Source organism: Levilactobacillus lindianensis, assembly GCF_003946095.1.
Taxonomy (GTDB): domain Bacteria; phylum Bacillota; class Bacilli; order Lactobacillales; family Lactobacillaceae; genus Levilactobacillus; species Levilactobacillus lindianensis.
Window position 1 is genome coordinate 100,328 of sequence record NZ_RHOD01000003.1, and the last position, 17,182, is coordinate 117,509.

Here is a 17,182-nt window from a genome sequence, read left to right on the forward strand (position 1 = left end):
TTTTATCATCATTTTTTAATAAAAGAGATCAAAAGCAATATTAACGGGGTCAAGACGCTCCGCCTTGACCCCGTTAATTGAGCTATTCGCCACCTAAAGCTTTGCGCTTAGCATGGAGTATCGGCCGCCGGAATTTCGGTCGAGTCCGATCCCAAATGGCGATGTTCTGTTGATATTGCGTGAAGAAGTCGTTGATGTTCGCGGGCTTCATATTTGCTGGGATTTCCTCCCAAGTCCGTGCACTTTGCAGGAAGGCTTGACGGATGTCGTGTTCAACCGTGACGCCTTTAGTGGTCAGCCGAAGGTACTTGACTCTGCGATCATCCATCTTGGCTTCTTGTTCAACGAATCCGTCGAGCAGGAGTGCCCGTAATTTTCGAGCCGCTGCCGAACGTGTCGTGTGTGTAGAGTCAGCCAGTTCACTTAACGTGATGTTTCGTTGTTCGTGGATTTGTTTCAGTAACAGGTACTGTTCGAAACTAACCGAGTATTGGCCGGTGATCTGTTCGGCCGCGTTGATCATGACTCGAAAAATTTCGCGGTACTGCCGTAAGAACGCTTCGAATACCCTTTCTTCGTTTTGCATGATACTCCCCCCTTGAAAACACTAGTGCTGGCATAACAATCTTTGCGTGACGAAATGACCACGCAACTTCACTACATCAGCATACCGTTATTATGCCGCCTCAATGGGTGGGATAAAAATGATTGCGCTTAGACACGAATAGTTTGGCCTATTCAGTTTGTAATCTCAATTGTCGCTTCTGCGTTGGTTAAGCGATTTGAGAGGTATGGAATTGGCGCAGGAAACGAACGTGACCGGTCTGGCTTCTTATAATTGGGGACTTCAGCGCAAACAAAAAGTCCGCGAAGTTTGTAGTCTTCGCGGACGCATTTAAGTTGTTATTTTGTCATGTAGATGTAGAGCGTATCGGTTGAGAAACCGGTGTTGAATTTGACACCCTTAGAAGTGATGGTCTTGGTGGTCGTAGAAGAACTATTCTTCTTGGCGTCCTTCAAGACTTTCTTGAACTTCTTCATCACCGTCTTCGGTTCCGTGTCCAGGGTCGTTCCGAGTAAGGCAAAGGTGGTGCCGAACTTCTTTTGGCCAGTCTTTGCCTTCATCTGTTTGATGGGGGTCATCAGGGCTAATCCCATCAGCTTGCCATCTTGAACGTTGGCTCGAACCGTGGTGTACTTGGTGTCAACCAGGTTCTTGAGACCATCCTTAGTCGTGGTTGGCAGGAGCTCATCTTTGGCCTGGCGTTTAGCCGTGGCCATCTTGGCTTGTAGCTTTTTAGCTGCGGCTTGTTGCTGTTGAACAGCCACCGCGGCGGCTGCCGGGTCTGTTTGCGCCAGGGCAGTCAATTTTTTCTTGGCTGTGGCTTGGGTCTTCTGGGCCTGTTGCAACTGTTTTTGCGTCTTGGTTGGCAGGTAGCTGGCAATCATCATCTGATTGTACTTAGCCGCAAACTTCTTGTAGTTTCCCAAGGACTTAACAGGGTAGACAGTCACGGACCTCTTCGCGTTCCCAGCACTGATCTTGACCGACTGTTTGGTCGTGGCGGCAGGAACCTGGAAGAAGTAAGTGCCACTCTTGACGGCGACGGACTTCTTGGCTTGATTATCAATCTGGTAGTTGACGCGTTTGGTTTTGGCCGTGCCTTTGATAACAGCGGTCAAAGCGGTTGGGCGGTAGCTACTCTTTTTGGTGGTTAGTTGGTCGTTTGAGCAGCCTGCGAGGGTTAGTGCGAGTAACCCTAGGGTGCCCAACAAAAGCTTCTTCATTATGTTATCCATCCCTCTAATTAATTTACTTGATACATCTTACCACAATCCGAATAAAAAGCGAGAATGAGAATTGGCTAACATTTTGACACGCTCTCTAAGAGTCTCGTGATAAATGGCTCAAAAGCCTTCCATACCGGGCTTTTTCCTGATATGATGAAGTTGTTGAAAGCGATACCACATATATGGTTTACTATGGAAAGGACGGGTTATGATGTATGAACGCATTTTAGTACCAATGGATGGGAGCAAGAATGCCCATGCTGCTTTGGACGAGGCTATTAGGTTAGCGCAAAAGCTGGGTGCCAAATTGTTCATCGTGGCCGTCGCCAGTGATCAGACATATGCCCACTATGGCGCGGAATTTGGTAATGAGATTGTGACACACTTCAAGAAGGCGGCCTCCAAGTTCTTAGATGGCGCCGTTCAGGAAGTTAAGGACGCGGGTATTCCCGTTGAAACTCACTTCATGACGGGTCTCGCTAAGCCATCCATCGCGCAGACATTTCCAGAAAAACTCCACACCGATCTCACTGTTATCGGCCGTTCTGGAGTTCACGGATTAGGCCGAGCCATCATGGGGTCAACCACGAGCTACGTGGTGCACCACTCAGAGACCAGCGTCTTGGTCGTTGATTAAACAGATTATTAGGTAAGGGTCTGGGATAAATCCTAGGCCCTTTTGCGTTTTCAATTTGGCGCATAAAAAAAGAGACCGGAAAATTCCGGTCTCTTTTCAGTCAAAACGTGTGGTTACTTCTTATCCTTTAACCAACGTTGTAAGTTTGAAATGTCGTCGCGGCGCTTCCGGTCCTTTTTACGGTTAACCTTCCGCCGGCCTTGTACGCCATTTGGATGTGCTTTTCTCATTGTATGAACCCTCGCTTAATTAAAATAACAATCGACTGTTATTGTACTGTTTTTTTTCAGGGAATGCAAGGCTTCCGGCGTAATCCTTGATGATTAACACCCTAGTAAGGTTGCTAGAGTAGGGATTACTGTGATTTTATTAAAGTTTATATGGAAGGAGAAGCCGCCCCTGAAAGAGTGTTATATTGAATGATAACACGGCAAGTTGAGAAGGGACAGGGAATATGCAAAAAAGATTACATAGGAGTCGGACGACGATGCTTGTCGCCTGGGTGGTGGTGATTGCCATTGGCGGATTGCTCGTCTGGGTGACCCAACACAACGCCCGGTGGTATCACGAACCCATCGTGCAGGTCACGCAGGTCCAGGCGCGGCCGGGAACAACCGTGGAAGATGACTTTCACAATCAGGATGTTCAGACCAAACAGGTTCTGACTGCGCGGGTTCTCAACGGCCAGTATGCCGGTAAGACGCTGACGCTAAACAATGTTTACTCGCGATCGAAGGCGATGGACCAGCGTTATCGCGTGGACAGTCAACTCTTCGTCACCTTACATCACCACCACGGTGATCTGAGCGGAACCGTGAAGGACTTGAAACGTGATGGGCCGCTGGTCTTGATGCTGTGGGTTGTCGTGGGATTGCTCTTACTCATCATGCAGTTCAGTGGCTTCATGGCCTTTCTCAGCGTGGCTTTGAATGGCGTACTCTTCCTATTGGCCATTTTTCTAAATGGATCGACTCAGGGAGCCCGGGTTCTCTGGATCTTTGGGAGCCTGGCGATTGTGTTTGCCGCCTTGACCTTGTGGTTGGTGTTGGGAACAACACGGCAAATGCTAATCACGCTGATGACGACGCTCGGTGGGACTGCCTTAGCGCTGCTGATTGCACTGTTAGTCTTTCATTTCACCCATGAAAAGGGGATGTACTACGAGGCCATGGAGTACGTCACGCAACTTCCTCGACCTTTGTTCTTAGCGGAAACGTTGTTGGGGTCGCTGGGGGCGGTCATGGATGAGTCGACCGATATTATATCGTCTCTATTTGCGCTGAAACGGGAACGCCCGGAACTAAGTGCGGCGCAAGTCTTCAAATCCGGTCGGCAGATTGGAAGCACCATCATGGGTTCATTAATTAACGTCCTCTTCTTTATCTTCGTGGCGGATACCTTTCCCATGGGAATTCTGTATCTGCGAAATGGGAACAGTTGGGGGTACACGTTTGCGATGAACATGTCGATGGGAGTTGTTCAAAGCCTCATCAGTGGCATTGGGATTGTTTTGGCCGTTCCCCTGGCTAGTTTCCTGGCCAGTCGGTTGATGACAAAGAAGGTGACACTATGAGTACCATCACTGTGTTAGGTTTAGTTCTCTTATTATTAATGGCTTTGGTTGGTGGTAAGGCGGGGATCCAGTCCTTCTTGGCGTTAATCCTAAACTTTGGGCTGTTGTTCCTTGCAATGGTCTTAGTAGCCTTCCAATTTCCGGCGCTAACGGTGACCTTAGTGGTTGGCCTATTGGTATTGGCCCTAACCATCTTCATGAGCAGTGGGGACGACTTGTCCAGTACCGTGGCTTTTATTGCTTCGGCTATCGTGCTTGTCGGGCTAATCTTGGTGATCGTTCCCGTCGAGCATTGGGCCATGGCCCAGGGATTCGGTCCCGAGGATAGTGAAGACCTCGAGGGCCTTTCCGTCCTAGTCGGGGTCAGTTTTACCCAGGTTGCCATCGCCACGGCAATTCTAAGCACCCTAGGAGCTATTGCAGAGGCCGCTATGGCAATTGCCGCAGGATTAGGCGAAATCCTAGAACAACACCCTCAGGTGGACACTAAGAGCCTCCTACGGGATGGTATCGATGTGGGTAAGCAAATTATCGGGACCACCTTCAATACCCTGTTCTTTGGGTTCTTCGGGGGCTTTTTGGCGCTGTTCATCTGGTTTACCGGTGTGCACTATTCATTTGGGGAGATTCTAAATGACAAGGTCTTCGTGGCCGAGATTCTCATGATTCTCTTTGCCATGGTCAGTGTGATTCTGACGGTGCCAATCACCACCTGGGTTATGGCCCGGGCAGTGGCTGGTCAACGGCGCCACCAGGCAGCTGTTATGACCAAAAAGGATGATCGGAAATAGACAGTGAGCTTTAAAGTTATTATGCGTTACAGTAGCGGTGTGAAATTAAGCCACAAACCATTCAATTAACAAGAATGGCTTGTGGCTTTTCTGTGCCCTTAGAGTGGGAACGTCTGATTGCCAAAAGTGATTACGATCTCAGCCGGAGGACACCAGACGACCTTCTGGTTCTAGGCTAAATAAAAAGGACGTTACCCTCGGCTAGAGAGGTAACATCCTGATTTAATCTTTAATTTAATGACTAGTTGTTAGAACTTGAGGAGCTAGATGCACTGGCGGAAGTAGCGGTCGCCGTTTCGACGTCCTTAACCCCAGTTAAGTTGCCACTGTATACCCAGTAACGGGTCTTGCTGTTCTTAGAAGGCCGGATACGGTACCAAGTGGTTGACTTGTACTTCTGACCAACTTGGTCGATGTAGTAGGTCTTACCAACTTTAGGTGAAATCTTGGACCAGCTAAGTTTCTTAACGTTCTTAGCGGCACCCTTTAGCTTGTTGTAAAGGCGGAAGTTCTTGTACTTCTTGCTTAACTTACCTTGCTTGTTGACGTTGGTGTAAGTCGCACTGACCAATTTTACATGACTCATGTTCATGTCATTGTAGTACTGTCTAACCAATTGATAGAAGGCAGCCATGGTGTACTTCTGACCGAAGTACTTGCGACCATTTGCGGCGTAATAACCAATTGGATCGGTATGGCTGGAACCGCCGAGCTTCTTAGCTACGGAGGCGTGAGACCAGACCGTTCCCTTACCGTCGTAAGCCGCGTCGTTAGGCTTTAAGTTGTATTCATTTAAGAGGTAGGCGGTGTACCAGGCAGCATTGTTAACTTCCTTGGCAAAGGCCTTCTTGCTGTGAACTTCAACTTGTTCGAATTGAACGTAACGCGCATTACCTGGGTAACCGACACCCCAAGCGAGGTAGTCCGTGTTCGCGATGTTAACAATCTTTGACGCATCCACGAAACTGTGAACGAAGGCGTTTTGGTAGTTACGTTTCATGTAAGCGACTTCGTTAGTCAGTGTGGAAGAAGGGTTGGCCGTTTCGTGAACGACAACACCTTCGGGCTTACCCTTACCATGCCGGTACTTGTACTTAGGGAACCCTTTCCAAATGGACTTCGTCACCTTAGCGTGACCAATGTTCTTGCTGCTAATATAATCGTTTACTTTGGAACTAGCATTGGCCGTGGTTGACGTGGCAAGAACTCCCGTCGCCCCTAAAACAGCCAGAGCTGTTAAAACTACTTTGTGCATCTTCACCCTGATCATCCCTCAAATCTTTTTAGTCATTACGCAACCAGTTGACTGGTTGCTCAGTCGATATTCTTCGTTATCAACTATAACCATAATTTTTAGCCCCGACAACCGGCTGACGGGGTAGGCACCGTAATATTACGATGGTAATAATGACTCTATCGGGGTTTGATCGAGGTGTTTTCAAATAGATTAAAACTTAGCGACACCTGTAATGTAGCTGTAACATTGCTATGACAGCGGTTTCGCCTGATCGGCCGACCATTTTGAACCGTTGGTATTAAGGTGTAACTTTTGCTGACATTCTGGACAAATGCCATAGACTTCTACGTGATTGCTGGTAACCAGGTAGCCAGTTTGCGCACTGGCCGCTTGATTTAGCGCATGCTCAATCCGCGGAAAGTCGGGAGCAAAGACGTCAGTAATTTTGCCACAATTTTCGCAGATGACGTGATAGTGAGGTCGGCCAAAAAAGTCGTAACGTAGGCCACCATTGTCATTGGGGAGCTCGATCACGATACCGAGTTCGACGAAGAGATTTAACGTATTGTACACCGTGGCCATACTGAGATTAGGCAGTTGGTCCGTGAGGGCGGAAAAGATGGTCTCCACCGCGGGGTGATTGTGATGCGTCACCAGGTACGTCAGGATGACTTGCCGTTGGGGTGTCACGCGCACGTGGTGATCCTTTAAGGTTTGTAAGGCCTGGTTGAGTAACTGGGTCTGATTAGCCATACTGATCCCTCCTTTAATTTATAATCACTCTAGTTTGCCTCTATTAAACCACACTTTGACTGAATAGCCAGTTAAAAGCTTAAGAGAAGCAGGCGTGATGCTTCGTGATTTGGACTTTGAAACAAGTGATTTACTTTTGGCGAAATGAGCGTACAATGAATTTGAATTTAGTTAATAATAATTCTAAAGTAGAATCAAATGTTACTCACACCTAACTTTTAATTCTAAGAGTGTTAAACTGAATTTAAGACATATCTGGGGGCAGAGAATAATGACAAAAAAGAAAAAGTCAGCAACATTGGCCGAACGGATCAACGTTTTACGAGCAAGCGTGATGGGGGCCAATGATGGGATCCTCTCCGTGGCGGGCATCGTCGTGGGGGTTGCGGGTGCGGCTACGAGTAGCTTCGCAATCTTTATTTCTGGGATTGCGGGCATGATCGCCGGTACGGTATCCATGGCGATGGGGGAGTACGTCTCCGTTAATACGCAGAAGGACGCCCAGCGTAAGGCAATTGAAACCCAAACCGTGGCTTTAGATAATGACTATGACAGCGAGTATAACTTCGTGCGTGATAAGTATGTGGCCACTGGTATCAAGCCGGAACTGGCAGACCAAGCGACCAAGGAAATGATGGCGGAGGATCCCGTGAAAACCACGGTGCGCGAGCGTTTTGGTTTTAACGTGGGGGAATATACCAATCCGTTCTCTGCGGCGATTGCCTCGATGATTTCATTTCCGACGGGGTCAATCTTACCGCTGGTCTCGATTAGTTTGTTGCCGAAGAGCTGGCGGATTGCCGGGACTTTCGTGGCGGTCATCATTGCCCTCTCAATTACGGGGTATGTGGCTGCAATCTTAGGAAATGCCGATCGCTGGCATGGGACTCGCCGCAACGTGATTGCGGGGATCTTGACGATGCTGGTAACGTATGGCATCGGGCACTTGTTTGCATAGGGGAGGCGGACAGTTATGGCAACGAATGAACAAGCACGTGTTAAGAAGCAAAAGCAACATCAAACGATGGATGAAAAATTAAATACCTTGCGAGCCGGTGTCTTAGGCTCGAACGATGGGATCTTAACTGTTGTTGGGGTGCTCTTCAGTGTGGCGGCCGCGACCAGCAATCAATTTACCATTTTCATTGCGGGCCTGTCAGACCTGTTAGCCTGTGCCTTCTCGATGGCTTCGGGCGAGTATGCCTCCGTTAGCACGCAAAAGGATACGGAAAAATCGGCGGTAGCCCAGGAAGCCAAGTTACTCGAAACTAACTTTGACGATCAAGTTGCCGCGGTACAAAAGTTCTATGAGGAGCGTGGCGTGACGCCGGAGACATCGCTGGCTATCGCCCAAGACCTGATGCAAAAGGACGCCCTCGCCACGGTTGTGAACGTCAAGGATGACATTCAGTTGGGGCATTACATGAATCCTTGGGATGCCGCCTTTTCTTCACTCTTTGCGGCTGGTCTAGGGGGAACCTTCCCACTGATCGCCATGACCCTGTTCTCAGTGACTTGGCAGTGGCCCGCAACCATCATCGCCGTTATTTTATCGGTGGCCTTGACTGGGTTTCTGAGTGCTAAATTAGGACATGGATTAGTTAAGACAGCCATTATCAGAAACGTTATTGTGGGAATTATTACCATGTTCATTCACTATTATGTGGGACAACTCTTCTAAGTAAACTATTGCTGCTTTCTTAGCGCATTGCCAGATACCAAGTGTACAATGGGCCAATATCTTTTTTTGAAAGTGAGGAATTTGGTTGAAGCGCAAGATGAGTTTATTTTCTTTAGTCATGCTAACGCTGAGTGCCATCATTGGTTCGGGTTGGTTGTTTGGTGCGGGTATGGCCGCCCAGATCGCCGGCCCGGCTGCCATCCTATCTTGGATTTTGGGGGCCATCATCATTGGCCTGATTGCATTGAATTATATTGAATTGGGGACGATGTTTCCTACGAGCGGCGGGATGAGCCAGTATGCGGCCTTCTCTCACGGCCCCTTGTTGGGGTTCGTTGCCGGCTGGGCCAACTGGTTGTCGTTACTGACAATTATTCCAATTGAAGCCGTAGCGGCTGTGCAGTACATGAGTTCTTGGCCGTGGTCCTGGGCCAACTGGACGCGGGGTTTTTTAAAGAATGGCGACATTACGAATCAGGGACTGCTGATTGTGTTCCTGTTCATCCTAGCATTTACGTTACTAAACTTTTGGTCAGTTAAATTACTGACGCGATTTACGAGTTTTATCTCCATTTTCAAATTGGGGATTCCAACGTTAACAATTATCGTGTTAATGGCGACTGGTTTTCAGTCCGGGAATTTTGGGCACACCGCGGGCTTTATGCCTAACGGGAGTGCGGCAATTTTCTCTGCGACGACGGCTGCGGGGATTATCTTCTCGTACAATGCCTTTCAAACGACGATCAATATGGGAAACGAGATTGAGCACCCAGAACGCAACATTCTCTGGGGGATTGTGATTGCCTTTAGTATCAGCGCGGTTATCTACACGATGCTTCAGGTTGCCTTCATTGGTGCGGTTCCAGGACACTATTTGGCCCATGGCTGGCAAGGGGTTAATTTCGAATCACCCTTCGCTAATCTGGCGATTCTGATGAACCTGGGCTGGCTGTCGACTCTGCTTTATTTGGATGCCTTCGTGTCACCATTTGGGACCGGAGTTTCCTTCGTGGCGACCACCAGTCGGGCTTTAGCGGCCATGACCGGAACCAAACACATGCCTACCAAGCTGGGTGAATTGAATCGAAAATATCAGACGCCACGCCGCGCCATGGTGGTGAATATGATTCTGGGAGTCGTTCTAGTAGCGGGCTTTCGGAATTGGAGTGCCTTGTCCAATGTCATTTCGACGTCGACGCTGATTGCCTATCTGACGGGACCAGTGACGGTGACTACGCTCCGACATAATGCGCCGGAATTTAGTCGGCCGTTTAAGCTCTGGGGCTTACAACTGTGGGCCCCACTGTCTTATGTTTTGGCGAGCCTGGCCATTTACTGGGCTAAGTGGCCAACAACGATTGAGGTCTTTGGGGTTATTGCCCTGGGCCTCATCTGTTACGTGTACTACGAATTTCGACAACCTGCCGGCTGGACAGCCCTACGTGCCAGCTTGAAGGGGAGTCGATGGTTGTTAGCCGAAATGATTTGGCTCACCATCATGTCGGCCGTGGGCAGTCATGAATTTGGGGGTCACGGCTGGTTCCCTTATCCGCTGGATTTCTTGGCGGTCACCCTGGGTAGTTTAATCTGTTACTATCTTGGCGTTCATGATGGCTACCAGAGTGAATCTTTCGGGATTGCGCAGGAGCTGAATCAGCGTGTGACAGAAACTGAATAAACGTCTGACAAGAGGCGGTTAGGTGAAGCTAACCGCCTCTTTTGTACGCTCTGGCGATATTAAAAAGCGAGACCGGGTAATTTGGCGTTTGTCCCGGTCTCGCTTTATTTTTTAAAATTTTAATGTTGGGCGCGCCAGATCCATTGCTGGTCTTCGCGTTGAAAACCCACCGCCGTTAACGCCGTCTGGGCTAGGCGGTGGTCATCGACTAGGGTGAGCTGGGTTAGTTGTAATTCATCGTGACCAAAGGCAATCAAGCGACGCAGGATTTCTTCCTGATCGGTCGGTGTGAACTTGGGACCGACGACCTGGAGCGCGCAGCGGTGAGCCGGAATTTCGAGGTCGGTGAAACCGCCCCAGCCCGTGAGTTTATGTGTTTGCCGCCGTTCGATGCCCCACGTGAGAGCCGTGCGGTTCATTGTGGCGTGCATGGTCGCATTGACCCAGTCGGCGGCAGTCGCCAGATCCTGACTGGTCAGGGTGGCAACGTTCTTTAATTTGAATTGGGTGAGCCAGTCGAATCGAAAACTAGGCGTAAGGAGCGGGTGGTAACCTTCGAAGCTAGACATCTTCAAGTGAGTCCTTTCTGAACCAAATTACTCCTATTGTACCGGTAAATTGCACGGTTGGCTAGGGACTTATTCGGTGTATACCAGTCAGCTGTGCTATACTTGAAAGTAGATATTGGTAAGTTGAAAGGGGTAGCACAATGACGGAAGATTTTTATATTGGAACTTACACCAAGCGGATTAGCCGCGGAATTTACCGGGTAAGCGTGGATACCAAGAAGCCAGAGCTCACTGACTGTGAGTGGTTAGCCTCGGCAGGTAGTCCAACTTACATCGCTAAGGCCGACGCCAAACGTTTGTACGTCATCAACAAGAAGGAAACCGATGGCCAGACACAGGGTGGTTTAATCATCTATGATGTCTCCGAAGAAAAGCCCCGGGCCATTCAACAAGTGCTCACCCATGGGGCCTCACCGGCATACGTTGCCGTCGATGAAGATCGTCAACTGGTGTATACCGCGAATTATCATCGTGGTACGGTCACGGTTTACGCGGTTGCTGATGACGGAACGTTGTTGAAGACGGACCAAGTTGTGGACGATGATCCAGTCGGCCCAGCACCAGAACAGGCTGATGGCCCACATCCACATTTTGCCAACCTGACACCGGACAACCGGTTAGTGGCTTGCGATTTGGGGACCGACCGGGTTTACCTGTATGACGTATCCGACGATGGTAAGTTGTCGGCTGTTAGCACGTTAGAAATGCCTGCCGGCTTTGGCCCACGGCACATCGTGTTCGATGCTTCCAAGAATGTTGCCTACCTGGTTGGTGAGTTGAGTAGCAATGTTGCGACGCTGGCTTATGATGCCGCGGCTGGTAAATTTACAGTTAAGGGGATTGTCTCCGCTATTCCTGATGACTGGACGGCCCATAACGGTTCCGCTGCTATTCGTTTGAGTAGCGATGGTCGCTTCCTCTACGTGTCTAACCGTGGTCAGAACACCCTGGCCGTCTTTAGCACTGACGATGAAGGTCAGTTAACACGGATTCAGAATATCTCAACGGAAGGTGACTTCCCACGTGACTTCAACTGGACCCATGATGAGAAGTTTGTCATCGTCGTTAACCAAAACTCTGACAATGCTTCCCTGTACACCCGTGATGCACAGAGTGGTCAATTAACCTTGGTTCAGAAGGACTTTATGGTTCCTGAAGGGGTTTGTGTTTTACCTGCCTAGGTTTTTAGGCGGATGTGTTATCAGCGCCTTCGGGCTAGTGAAAATGAGTCCGGAACGCTGTGGGCGCACGCACGGAGCCGAAGTGCGGTCTCCGTGCTTAGGTTCGAGCCTCTGCGAGTCTCAAACCTAGCAGTTTCCTAAGCGACAAGGTTCGTCACTAAGGAAACTCCCACGGCTGGGCTCATTTTCACCAGCTCTGCGGCTGATATTAGTTTAAAACCAAATGCAAAGACGTCGTGCAATTATCTTGAAGATAACTGTACGACGCCTTTTTCAAATCTAAATGTTTAAAAATGGTGTTTAATATTGGTGTTTCTGGGCAACGTCTCGCATGAGGTGCCAAGCCTTGTACAACGCGAAGAAGACACTTTCAACGATAAGAAAGCCCCAGGAATCTAAGCTGGGCGCGCCCCAAAAGGTTGGAATTAAAATTAGAACAATCACGACGCCAATTAAAGTTGACTTGATCTGACCTGCGGAATAGGCAGCAGGCTTAGTCAAGAAGGGATACAAGATGATCCCGAGCATACTGACAATGGCTAGTACCTTAAGGAACCAAGCTAGACGAATCGTTAATAGAAACAGGCTGATGCCAATGACAAGGCCGTTGCGAATTAAACGATGGCTGGTCTTTTCTGGTTGCGGCCGTTGGGCTTGTGCCATGAAGGCCTGAAGTGTCGTAGCGTTAACCTTATAGATTGTTGCGAGTCGCGGAATCATGGCCGGTGTGGGAGTCATGAGATTGATTTCCCATAAGATCACGGTCAGCGATGAAACTCCCAAACTTCTGGCGGCTTCTTGCCGTGTTAATCCGCGATTGCGACGCACCGATTTTAGAATCTTTCCCAAATCCATACCGATTATCCTCTTAGTCTTGCTTATCTTCACGGTAGGTATTGCGAATGATATTAACAATTAAGGTTGGCACCATGAGTAAAGTGTAGATGATAGCCAGCCCATTAATTAAAAGCGTCCACCAGGTAGTTTCCCCGAAAACCCACACGATGGCCTCTAAAATCGCAACTGGCCAGAACGATAAGACCAGTAGTTGCCCCCATTTGGAATAACGCTGAGTGGCTTTATTGTAGCCTAATAGATGCAGCCAATTTCCCCGATTAATTTTCATATGACGTTCCCCTTTCCCTAATAAATTCAGTATAGCACGTCACTTGAGGGGTGAACCGTTTAGGGGGACAATCTTAAAGATTCCGCTTAGTTTTAGCTGGGATAATGAATTTTAAAGTAGGCGGCCATCGTTTGGAGGTGGTGTTCCAGACTGAGACGTTTAACCACGCCGAGCCCAGGAAAGTGTTGGCTGGCGTGATAGTCGGCCAATGCCAAAGCCGCGGGTGTTTGCACAGCAGCTGGTTGTGCAGGTAACCAGGACGCGAGTTTGGCGACGGCCTGAAAGAATTTTTCCTTGGGATGGCGGAAATCCTCGCGATCGTCGGAGACGAATCGATGGATTCGGAGTTGGTCACCGGCAAAGTAGGTTAGGTGGAGGGTCACGGCGCGAGCCGGATAGCCGTGTTCACTGTAGTGGGCGCCACCGATTGTATAGTCACTGATACTGGTATAACCGTCGAGGCGGGCTTGCTGCCAGTCTTCGCTGAAGAAGCCATCTGTGATATCAGCATAACTGCGATCGTGTTCAGGCACCCAGGCATGGTCAAACAGACTACCGCTAGGTCGCGTCAGTAGCCGGCGAATACGGGCCTCCGGTGGCACGAGTAAGTGGGTGGGGGCGTCCAGCCAACCAGCATGGCTAGCCGCAAGGAGTTCGTCATATTGGCGCGCAACCAGTAATGTTTGATGATCCGGTGTTGCCTGCAAGTCCTCGGGGATGATGGTGGGCGTTAAAATGTGACCCACGATGAGATTGGAATTGTCGGCATAGCGTCGCCAATCATAAAGTTTTTGCTGAGTGAGGGCGTAGTCGCTGACGGTGGGATTAGCAATGACGACCAGTGGTTGATCGTGCTCAACAAAGGCCGCGACCGTTTGGGGCAAGGTCCGAATGTCGCGGACGGGTTCAATGATGGGGATAATGTTCCGTGGTAGAACGTGTTGCTGGGCAATGTTCTTTAAGGCTAGTAGGTCATACTGCCGACCCCGAAAGTAAGGAAAGTAGATCATAATCGTTGCTCCTTGAGTTGTTGCTGGAGATCGTGGCGTTCTAAGTTTAGAGCATCAATTTCACTCTGCAGAGCCGTCACCGCTGCCGATTGGGTATCGTCGATGAACTGGTCGTAGAAGTTGGCTTCCGGATCGTAGACGTCATAGTGTTGGTGGCGTTTTTTCAGTTCCTGATAGAGGCGCTCGGTACTGTATTGTTTGAGTCCGGTGGCCATTTGTTTGGCCTTGCCGACTTCTCGGGCCTGTGAGGCAATGAACCGGGTGGTTAGTTCGGATTCAGAAACCTGCAGTTCTTGGCGACGAGGTGGACGGACAACGGTCAGATAGCCCGGCGTGCTGGGAGTTTCCGTGGCGGTTGCAAGCATTTCCTTATTGAAAGGTCGGTAAATCAGCACCCCAATATGGGCGGGGATCTCGTCAGCGACTGCCTGATAGAGCTTTAATGGCAAAACAAAATAGTTGTAGTGGCCCACAAAGGAGAGCTTGGCCTTGGAGTGAAAGTCGGATTTGGTGACCTTGAGTTCATAACACCGCCACTCAATTTCGCCACTCGACAGTTCTTGATAACTCAGGGTATCCACGATGCCTTGATCGGCGGGCATCGTGACCTCTTCGACGGCAAAGGCCCCTGCTTCACGACAATAGGCGTAGAGGGTGTTTTCTAGTTCAAGTGTTAATTTTGTTTTCATCAGGATACCTCCGGATGCCAGAAATTATGAACGGCACTGGTGAGTTGTTCCGGTCGGTAGAGCCGCTGGAAGTGTTGCCAGTGTTGGGGATACAGGTGTGTGTAGCGGGGACTGCTGAAACGCTGATCCATGAGGAGAATGATGCCGACGTCTTTGGACCCGCGAATCAGTCGACCCGCAGCTTGGAAGACGTTGTTCAGACCGGGTAGTTGATAGGCAAACGCGAAACCTTGATGTGACTGTTGGTCGAAGTAATCCCGTAGCAAGTCCGTTTCAGGATTGATACCCGGGAGTCCCACGCTGACGACGCCGACGCCAATCAGACGGTCGGCCTTGAGATCAATTCCTTCCGCGAAGATCCCACCCAAGAGGGCAAACCCGACCAGCGTGGTTTGCGGATTGGCGGTGAAGCTTGCCAAAAAGGCGGCTCGATCGGCTTCGGCCATCTGCGCCTGTTGGACGACCGTTTTTAAGTGCGGGTACGCCATCGAAAAGGCTTGGCTGACGTCGAGAAGGTAGTGGTAGGACGGCAGAAAGATCAGATAGTTTCCCGTCTTACCATCGACTAAGGTCTTGATGGCCAAGAGAATATTGGCGAGGTTGGCGTCACGTTGTTTATAGGTTGTTTGAATGTAGTTTGTGACAAAGATGGCCTGATGCTGGGGCTTGAACGGTGAGGTAAGTTGATAGGCCAGGCTATCCTCGTCACCGCCCAGGACGCGTTGATAATAGTCCATGGGTGAGAGGGTGGCTGAGAAGAGAACTGCCCCGTGACCCAGAGCCAGACTATCTGACAGGAAAGCACTGGGATCGAGACAGAGCTGTTTGAGCGTGATGTTGCCATCTGCGATGGTGAGTCGCATACGGTAGGTGTCGTCGTAGTAGTCGCCGATCCGTTGATAGCTGATAGCCGCAAAATAGTAATCCAGAATAGCTTGGGTAAAAGGGGTGTGCGGTTGGTCGACGAGCCAGTCATGAATGGCCTCCACCAGTCGGCTGAGATCGTGGTCGATTGCCTCGGGAGGTGTTAGGAAGGTACTGTCATCGCGGCCGTCGGCCAGGAGTGGGGCCGCAATATCACTAAAGGTGGCCCGGAGATCTTGTAGGCGCCGGCGTAGCTTCGGCGTGGCTTGATCCAGGTCACGACTTTGTTCGATGAGCTGATCGAGGGGCCGTGTGGTCAACTCAGCGGAGTACATATCGCGCGACCGGCTGACCAAGTTGTGGGCCTCATCGATCAGAAAGAAGTTGTCGGGATCCTCAGTCGTGAAGAACCGTTGTAAGTGGACTTGGGGATCGAAGAGGTAGTTGTAGTCGCCAATGATGACATCACAAAAGAGGCTTGCATCCAATTGAAATTCAAAGGGATCAAGGGTGTGTTTGCGGGCGTAAGCTTCAATCACGGGGCGAGTCAGCTGATCGTTATTTTGAATCAGATCTAAGAGAGCTGGCTTTAGTCGATCGTAATAGCCTAACATGTAAGGATTTTCTTCGGGTAACAGGTCGGCCTCTTCGGGAAAGGTGATCTTGGCCTTGGCCGTCAGGGTGATACTCTTGAGCAATAGGCCTTGAGAGGCCATGAGATCGAGGGCTTCTTCGGCGACGGATCGGGTACTCTGTTTGGCAGTCAGATAGAAGATTCGCTGGATGATGCCTTCACCAATGGCTTTAATCGTGGGGAAAAGTGTTGAAATGGTTTTCCCAGTCCCGGTTGGTGCTTCGGCGAAGAGGCGTTTGTTGGTGAGAATCGTCTTGTAAACGGCGACGGCAAGCTCGCGTTGCCCCGGTCGATACTGGCCGAAGGGGAAGGTGAGCTGCTGAATGGTGGGGTCGCGACGATCACGGAGGTCCGCTCGGAATTTGAGCCAGGTAACGTACTCGTCGATGACTTTGTCAAAAAACGCCTGGGCTTCCTGTCGCGTGATGGTCTGATCCGTTTGTGTGGTGGTTTCCGTGTTCGTTTGAAAGTAGGTCAGGGTGAGCTTGACCTGATCCAAGTCGGGCTCGTGGTCCATCAAGAGGTAAGCGTAAAGCTTAACTTGTCCCCAATAAAGGGTGAGAGTGTTCGTGCTAAGGTTGGCAAAGACAGTTTCCGAGGTCTTGATTTCCTCGATACTGGCCTGGTCACCCGTTAACGTCACGCCGTCTGCGCTTCCATGAAGCAGGTACTCATTGTCGTTGAGCGTGAGCGTCTTATCCAGATAGTATTCCTTCTGGTAGTCGGCACCACGCTGTTTCTGTAGGCGACGATGGATGCGGGCCCCTAACAATGCCGTATTTTGACTGTTGCTGGTCGTGCCCAGGTCGCCGGTTCGTAAAGTAAATTCGATTAATTCGCGTACCCCTAATTTGATTGGCATCCGATCGCCACCTCCTTTTGCTGATAATCAGCATACCACATTTTGCGGTCTGTTTGAACGCGTGTTCGTGATTGGTTAGCAGGTGTGAAAAGTGAGTCGCGGGGAT

General features: G+C 49.9%; 17 protein-coding genes. 7 read left to right on the forward strand and 10 right to left on the reverse strand.

From position 1 onward, the window contains the following. Positions 1-82: 82 nt before the first annotated feature. Both EKM70_RS01845 and EKM70_RS01850 read right to left on the reverse strand, forming a co-directional pair. Entirely contained in the window at positions 83-586 is a 504-nt protein-coding gene (locus tag EKM70_RS01845; RefSeq protein WP_125544721.1) for a MarR family transcriptional regulator, read from the reverse strand. 317 nt (positions 587-903) lie between these two features. Then, positions 904-1,788, reverse strand: a complete 885-nt coding sequence (locus EKM70_RS01850) for a hypothetical protein (RefSeq protein ID WP_125544798.1) — start codon at positions 1,786-1,788, stop codon at positions 904-906. Positions 1,789-2,002: 214 nt separating this feature from the next. Here EKM70_RS01850 and EKM70_RS01855 point away from each other — a divergent pair, with 214 nt between their 5' ends. The 3 genes from EKM70_RS01855 to EKM70_RS01865 all read left to right on the forward strand — a co-directional run bounded on the left by EKM70_RS01855 (position 2,003) and on the right by EKM70_RS01865 (position 4,792). Beyond that, the gene (locus EKM70_RS01855; RefSeq protein WP_125544723.1) at positions 2,003-2,428 is read left to right on the forward strand and encodes a universal stress protein; all 426 of its coding nucleotides are present in this window, start codon (positions 2,003-2,005) and stop codon (positions 2,426-2,428) included. 487 nt (positions 2,429-2,915) lie between these two features. Further along, the gene (locus tag EKM70_RS01860) at positions 2,916-4,001 is read left to right on the forward strand and encodes a YibE/F family protein (protein ID WP_225416356.1); all 1,086 of its coding nucleotides are present in this window, start codon (positions 2,916-2,918) and stop codon (positions 3,999-4,001) included. Continuing rightward, positions 3,998-4,792, forward strand: a complete 795-nt coding sequence (locus tag EKM70_RS01865; protein ID WP_125544727.1) for a YibE/F family protein — start codon at positions 3,998-4,000, stop codon at positions 4,790-4,792. Before EKM70_RS01860 ends, EKM70_RS01865 begins: the two co-directional genes overlap by 4 nt. 241 nt (positions 4,793-5,033) lie before the next feature. On the opposite strand, the gene EKM70_RS01870 is transcribed toward EKM70_RS01865, so the two are convergent. Together EKM70_RS01870 and EKM70_RS01875 are read right to left on the reverse strand one after the other, a co-directional pair. Next, entirely contained in the window at positions 5,034-6,047 is a 1,014-nt protein-coding gene (locus EKM70_RS01870; protein WP_125544729.1) for a peptidoglycan recognition protein family protein, read from the reverse strand. 231 nt (positions 6,048-6,278) lie between these two features. After that, on the reverse strand, positions 6,279-6,782 hold the full coding sequence (locus tag EKM70_RS01875) for a Fur family transcriptional regulator (protein ID WP_125544731.1): 504 nt from the start codon (positions 6,780-6,782) through the stop codon (positions 6,279-6,281). A 271-nt stretch (positions 6,783-7,053) separates the two neighbouring features. Between EKM70_RS01875 and EKM70_RS01880 the strand changes: the two genes are divergently transcribed. From EKM70_RS01880 to EKM70_RS01890, 3 genes are all read left to right on the forward strand, one after another. Beyond that, on the forward strand, positions 7,054-7,740 hold the full coding sequence (locus EKM70_RS01880; RefSeq protein ID WP_164506298.1) for a VIT1/CCC1 transporter family protein: 687 nt from the start codon (positions 7,054-7,056) through the stop codon (positions 7,738-7,740). Between the two features lie 15 nt (positions 7,741-7,755). Then, the gene (locus EKM70_RS01885) at positions 7,756-8,463 is read left to right on the forward strand and encodes a VIT1/CCC1 transporter family protein (protein ID WP_125544735.1); all 708 of its coding nucleotides are present in this window, start codon (positions 7,756-7,758) and stop codon (positions 8,461-8,463) included. Positions 8,464-8,560: 97 nt separating this feature from the next. After that, positions 8,561-10,141, forward strand: coding sequence for an APC family permease (locus EKM70_RS01890; RefSeq protein WP_164506299.1), 1,581 nt, complete (start codon positions 8,561-8,563; stop codon positions 10,139-10,141). 119 nt (positions 10,142-10,260) lie between these two features. On the opposite strand, the gene EKM70_RS01895 is transcribed toward EKM70_RS01890, so the two are convergent. After that, complete coding sequence (locus EKM70_RS01895; protein ID WP_125544739.1) at positions 10,261-10,710, reverse strand: N-acetyltransferase; 450 nt, start codon at positions 10,708-10,710, stop codon at positions 10,261-10,263. A gap of 140 nt (positions 10,711-10,850) precedes the next feature. Between EKM70_RS01895 and EKM70_RS01900 the strand changes: the two genes are divergently transcribed. Further along, positions 10,851-11,891 carry a lactonase family protein gene (locus EKM70_RS01900; RefSeq protein WP_125544741.1) on the forward strand — a complete coding sequence of 347 codons (1,041 nt, stop codon included), beginning with the start codon at positions 10,851-10,853 and terminating at the stop codon, positions 11,889-11,891. Positions 11,892-12,191: 300 nt separating this feature from the next. Here EKM70_RS01900 and EKM70_RS01905 read toward each other — a convergent pair whose 3' ends face one another. The 5 genes from EKM70_RS01905 to EKM70_RS01925 form a co-directional block, all read right to left on the reverse strand. Next, positions 12,192-12,746: a helix-turn-helix domain-containing protein gene (locus EKM70_RS01905; RefSeq protein ID WP_125544743.1), complete on the reverse strand. Its 555-nt coding sequence runs from the start codon at positions 12,744-12,746 to the stop codon at positions 12,192-12,194. 13 nt (positions 12,747-12,759) lie between these two features. After that, positions 12,760-13,017, reverse strand: a complete 258-nt coding sequence (locus tag EKM70_RS01910; RefSeq protein ID WP_125544745.1) for a hypothetical protein — start codon at positions 13,015-13,017, stop codon at positions 12,760-12,762. A 92-nt stretch (positions 13,018-13,109) separates the two neighbouring features. After that, entirely contained in the window at positions 13,110-14,027 is a 918-nt protein-coding gene (locus EKM70_RS01915; protein WP_125544747.1) for a sce7725 family protein, read from the reverse strand. After that, complete coding sequence (locus tag EKM70_RS01920; RefSeq protein WP_125544748.1) at positions 14,024-14,716, reverse strand: hypothetical protein; 693 nt, start codon at positions 14,714-14,716, stop codon at positions 14,024-14,026. The genes EKM70_RS01915 and EKM70_RS01920 overlap by 4 nt, the downstream gene beginning before the upstream one ends. Continuing rightward, the gene (locus EKM70_RS01925; protein ID WP_125544750.1) at positions 14,716-17,076 is read right to left on the reverse strand and encodes an ATP-dependent DNA helicase; all 2,361 of its coding nucleotides are present in this window, start codon (positions 17,074-17,076) and stop codon (positions 14,716-14,718) included. The genes EKM70_RS01920 and EKM70_RS01925 overlap by 1 nt, the downstream gene beginning before the upstream one ends. Between the last annotated feature and the right edge of the window lie 106 nt (positions 17,077-17,182).